General features: G+C 71.3%; 3 protein-coding genes. 1 reads left to right on the top strand and 2 read right to left on the bottom strand.

From position 1 onward, the window contains the following. Window positions 1–294: 294 nt before the first annotated feature. Both GCU69_RS27905 and GCU69_RS27900 read right to left on the bottom strand, forming a co-directional pair. Window positions 295–1,509: a pentapeptide repeat-containing protein gene (locus GCU69_RS27905; RefSeq protein ID WP_170315947.1), complete on the bottom strand. Its 1,215-nt coding sequence runs from the start codon at window positions 1,507–1,509 to the stop codon at window positions 295–297. Window positions 1,510–1,920: 411 nt separating this feature from the next. Beyond that, window positions 1,921–2,955 carry a glycoside hydrolase family 11 protein gene (locus tag GCU69_RS27900; RefSeq protein WP_098755090.1) on the bottom strand — a complete coding sequence of 345 codons (1,035 nt, stop codon included), beginning with the start codon at window positions 2,953–2,955 and terminating at the stop codon, window positions 1,921–1,923. A 1,073-nt stretch (window positions 2,956–4,028) separates the two neighbouring features. Here GCU69_RS27900 and GCU69_RS27895 point away from each other — a divergent pair. Then, complete coding sequence (locus tag GCU69_RS27895; RefSeq protein WP_098755091.1) at window positions 4,029–4,490, top strand: peptidoglycan-binding domain-containing protein; 462 nt, start codon at window positions 4,029–4,031, stop codon at window positions 4,488–4,490. The last annotated feature ends 51 nt before the right edge of the window (window positions 4,491–4,541 follow it).

The raw sequence follows: 4,541 nt of genomic DNA, 5'->3' as shown, positions 1-4,541 counted from the left end.
CGCTCAAGTCCGCGGTCTCGTGCCCGCGGCGTGCTCGTGCCCGCGGCGTGCTCGTGCCCGCAACGTGCTCGTGCCCGCGGCACGCGGGGCCGGCCGTTACGTCGTGGGTCGTGGGTCGCGGGTCGCGGGTCGGCCGGAGCGGGTTCGGGCCGGACGGAGCCAGTCGGAGCCGGAGTCGGCCGTGAGCGCGGTCGGCCGAGGGCGGGGCCCCGCCGTACGTCACGGGGCCGACCGTACGTCACGGGGTGTGCCGTACGTCGTGGGGCCGACCGGAGCCGGGGCGGCCCTCGGCAATCAGCTCTGCGCGGAGTCGGCCGTGGGCGGGGGACCGGCGGCGGTGTCCTCCAGGCGGAGCCGGTCCCGGTGCACCACACCGGCGAAGCCGCACCCGGCCAGGTTCGCGTCCGTCAGCGTCAGGTGCGCCGCGTCCACGCCGCCGAGGGACCGTACCCGTACCGTCGTGTCCCGGTCCGTGAGCGCCTTCTCGGACAGCACGATGCCCAGCGGATCGGTGAAGGGTTCCGGGTACGTCACCAGAGTGACCCGGTGTTCCAGGACCGCACCGGCGAGTTCCACCTCGGCACGGCGCAGCCGCAGGGCCGCCGTGGACTCCCAGCGGGTCCGTCGGAACGACACCTGGCGCGCCGCGATCTCCACGGTCACCGGCGCGCCGAACTCCGCGCCGTCCAGGCTCACGGTGCCTCCGCACACCAGCGGGCCCAGCTGCCGGGCCGTCGCGAACCTGGCCCGCTCGGCACGGGCGTCACCGCCGAAGACCGCGCCGCCGAGCCGTACCCCGCCGGAGAAGAGCGCGTCGTCGAAGTCGGCGTGGCCGGTGAAGACCGTCCCGCCGAACCGGGCGTCACGGACGAACGTCGCTCCGCTGAAGCACGCTTCCCCGGTGAACACCGCCCCGCCGAACCAGGCGCTGCGGGTGAAGGTCGCCGTGCTGAACCACGCGTCACTGCTGAAGGCCGCCCCGTCGAACCGGGCCTCCCCGGCGAACGTCGCGCAGAACCGGGCGTCGCCGCCGAAGCCCGCGCTGCCGAACCGGGCGTCGCGGCCGAAGGTCGTGTCGACGAAGTCCGCCTCCCCGGCGAACGTCGCCCCGCCGAAGTCGGCGTTGCCGCTGAACACCACGTCGTCGAACCGGGCGTCCCCGCCGAAGTCCACCCCGTCGAAGGGGGCGTCGCCGGTGAAGACCGCCTCGCTGAACCAGGCGTCGCCGATCCGCGGGTTGTGGGAATCCGGATCCCCGAGGGCGTCGAGGAGCCGGCCGAGCAGGTCCCGGGTGAAGGGAGTGCCGCGGTGGTCGACGGCGTCACCGGCGGACAGCCCGGCCAGATAGCCGGCCCGGTCGGCCGTGTACAGATGCGCCAGGCACGCGGGATGCCCGCCCACCTGCTTGCCGCGGCATCCGACCGGAGCCTCCGCGGTTGCGCCGTGGCCGCAGTACGGCCAGTCGGGCGGGGTGCTGCCGGGCGGTGACCCGGGGATCGGCTCTGTCATGCCTTCAGAGACGACGCGCCGGGCCGGAGGGTTGATCGCCGCCGCCAGGTGATCTCCCGGGGCCGGGGGATGCCGATCAGAACGGCGCCCGGTTCGCCGTGACCACGGCCGGCCGGGGCGCGATCGGCGGTCGGAGGCGGAACGGAGCCGGCCGCGCGCCGGGCGCCCCCGGGGTGTCGGCATGTCACCGGACACTACCGGAAGCCACCAGAGGCCAGCAGAGGCCATAGGAGGCCACCGGACACCACAGGGGACCACCGGACGCCGCCCCTGAGACCACCGGGCACGCCGCCTGACATCGCCGACATCACCTGACGCAGGACGGCGCGGCGGCCGACGGCCGGGCGCGGCGGCCGACGGCGGCCGCGCCCGACGTGCGGTTGTGTCGGATGTGTCAGGTGTGGCAGGCGATCAGCGTGCGCTGCAGGAGACCGTCGGCCAGGTCCAGTTGCCGTTGGTCTTGATGGTGACGCCGAAGTTGTTGCCGTTCCCGTTGGGAGTGGCGGTGAGCACCTGACTGCTGGGCCAGCTGGCGTTGACGTTCCAGGTGGCGATGGTCTCGGCGGGGGACGGGACGTTCATGGTCACGACCCAGTCGCTGGAACCGGACACCGAGACGTTGAGGTTGTAGCGGTCGCTCCACTTGTCACCGGCGGACAGGTTCGCGACGCAGCCGCCGTTGCCGCCGCCACCGCCACCGCCACCGGTGTCGCCACCGCCGCCGGTGCCGCCCACGGTGATGTTGGAGCTGCCGCTGCTCTGGTAGCCCTCGGTCGCCATGATCATGTAGTCGTGGGAGCCCAGGTTCATGCCGTGGCGGGCCCACGCGTCGAAGTGGTTGCCGGTGGTGATGGTGCCGCCGGTCCGCTTCGACTGCCGGACGCTCCAGAACTGCTTGAACGTCTTGGTGCCCTCGATGGACGGGGCGTTGGTCCGCGTCGTCTCGTAGATGTCGTACGTGCCGCCGTCGGTCGAGACCGTGCCCTTGAACGTGCCTGTGGGCCGGTAGGTGCCCCAATTGTCCACGATGTAGTACTCAACAAGCGGGTTCCTCGACCACCCGTAGAGGGTCAGATAGGCATTGCCCGAAGGGTTGAAGGTGCCCGAGTAGTTCACGGTCCGGCGGCCGCCGGTGCTCCAGCCCTTGCCGATGACGAAGTTCCCGGTGTTCCGCCACGAGGTGGTGTAGTTGCCCCCGGATCCCATGTACGAGGAGACCGTGCCGGGAGCGTCGGTCCAGAACGAGTAGAAGTATCCGTTGTGGTTGCCGGTCTGGTTCGAGTCGATGGTCTGGGCGCTGGCGGCGCCGGGCAGCGCCACGGTCATCATCAGCGCGGCGAAGGCACTGCCGATGAGCAGCCGGAGGCGGCCGAGTCCGCGGCTCCTGACCAGCAGCCCGCGGAGGGCGGGTCTGTGTCTCTCCGTTCGGGCGGGTGCGTCGTTCATGTGCGTGACTCCTCTTCGTGAGGCTGGTGGGGATGCCAGGCAGCGTGCACGACGCGACGGGTCGGAGACCGGAGCAGGAGGCCCCGCCCGGCGTCGTCACACGACGGTGCGGATCAACTGACCGCCGTCCTGCTCGACCCGGGAACGGGTCACGGCGAGTGATCCTTATCGACAGCGGTGGGGCCCTGTCGGCGTCCGACAGTGTTGAATCACCTCGTTGGCTTGTCAACAGTTCTCGCAACGTTTACGGAAAACTTCCGTGCCGGATCTGCGACTTGATGTGGAGTCACCCCTGTTCAGCGCACTCTCGGGTGACTCTCTCTCGATTTGCTCGCGGAGAGAGCCGCTCTGGGAGACCGGTCGCCGGTCGGCGTAACCGAAATATTTCGGATACTTTCCGGAATCTCGCGGAGCGGTCGCTGCTCCGGCCGCTCCGGGGGCGGCCCGGTACTGGTGGGTGACCCGTGACGTTGCCGGGTGCCGCTGGAGAGGCCCGGCCAGGCGGCGGCCCCGTCGGCAACGCTCCAGGTCCCGAGGGCGGACCGCCCGGCTCCAGCAGTCGGTGGGCGACTTCGACGGGTGGCACGGGGGACCGGTGAGAGTGCTCGGTGGGACCCCGGTGGGTGGCCGCGCGCTGCGCGTCGGCGTCGCGGTCGGTGGTGGGCCAGCGCCACGGGCATGCGCCGCCGCGTCCGCCGAGTACACGCCATGAGCCTCGACCGGCGGCAGGCCCCCCGGAGGGCCGGTGATGCAGGGTCCGGTCCCGAAGACGCTGAAGGTGTGTCCGGGTGCGCCACCGGCCAAGTGGCCGCTCACGGACTTCGGCGAGTACCCGAGCCGTTCCGCGTGACGGGAACGGATTCGGCGCGGACGACGGGACGAACGGTGCCGGATCAGGGTCTGCCCTGAGGTGTTCATGACGGCCGGCTCATAGATTCGAACACGCCGAAGCGGCACAGGGCGCTTCGGCAGCAAGGTGGCGCAGGGGGAAGACCGGTGCCATCCGCGAGGTCGCGGGCTTCAGGAAGGGCCTCAACGGGGGACCCGGCTCGCGACCCCACTCAGGGGGAAGCATGTCCATACGTACGAAGGCGGCAGCGCTGACCGTCATCGCTCTGATCAGCGGTGGCACGGCGCTGTCGGCGGCGCCCGCCTCGGCCCAGCCGGCGGGGGGCACCCACCAGTCGGTCGCACAGGGGCAGCAGGCGGAGTCGGGTCCGCTGTCAGCCCAGGCCTACCGGTGCAACTACAGGTCGTCCGGGGGTTACTTCTACGCGGGTTACTACTCGGGCAACTCGGTCACACCGTCGGCCGGCGGCGTCAGCAACGCCGGCATTGAGGCGCAGTGCCTGTTGCTGCGCACGGGGTACAACCCGGGCACGATCGACGGCATCTTCGGCACCAACTCCAAGCGGGCCATGCGCAACTTCCAGGCGATGGTGAACCGGGAGTACGGCGCCGGGCTCAGCGTCGACGGCCTGCCCGGCCCGCAGAGCTGGCCCTGGCTGCGGTGGTACGCGAACGACCCCTGGTAAGACGCTGACGGCTGCCGTCGTCGTAGCCCACAGGCGGCAACGGCCGCGCCC

Source organism: Streptomyces lycii, from assembly GCF_009735685.1.
Taxonomy (GTDB): domain Bacteria; phylum Actinomycetota; class Actinomycetes; order Streptomycetales; family Streptomycetaceae; genus Streptomyces; species Streptomyces lycii.
Note: the sequence above shows the minus strand (reverse complement) of the source record. Positions and strands in the feature narration are given on the sequence as shown.